General features: G+C 45.6%; 1 protein-coding gene. It reads left to right on the top strand.

All coding sequences use genetic code 11. The features are described 5' to 3' along the window. Positions 1-62: 62 nt before the first annotated feature. The coding region (locus GCE9029_RS25615; RefSeq protein WP_231870207.1) for an RlmF-related methyltransferase at positions 63-511 on the top strand (449 nt) is incomplete at its 3' end.

Genomic DNA, 511 nt, shown 5'->3' with positions numbered 1-511 from the left:
GGATTGTTGGGGCGACACGTCATCACTGGAATTGGGTAGGGTCGGATATCGACACAATTTCGGTGAATTGTGCCAAGGAGATCGTTAATAACAACGACAAACTGGCGAGAAAAATTGAGATTCGACATCAGCTAAACAGCCAGCGTATCTTTAATGGTGTCATTGCGACTGATGATTTCTTCGTCGCGACCACTTGTAATCCGCCTTTCCATAAATCGATGGCAGAGGCGCAACAAGGCACAAAGCGCAAACATAACAATCTCTCAAAAAACCAAAACTCGCGTGGTCAGTCCGGTGTGACCAATTTGGATAGTAAGCTCAATTTCGGCGGCCAAAATGCAGAGCTGTGGTGTCCCGGAGGAGAGGAAGCATTTGTCCTTAAGATGGCCGAGGAAAGTAAAGACTTCACCTCACAAGTGATTTGGTTTAGCACTTTACTCTCCACAAAAGACAATATTCGCCCTCTGAGAAAGCGTTTAGAAAAACTGGGTGCCTCTGAAATTGTTATTCC

Source organism: Grimontia celer (assembly GCF_900055185.1).
In the GTDB taxonomy this organism is placed as follows: Bacteria; Pseudomonadota; Gammaproteobacteria; order Enterobacterales; family Vibrionaceae; genus Enterovibrio; species Enterovibrio celer.
This window is presented reverse-complemented; position numbering and strand designations above follow the sequence as displayed.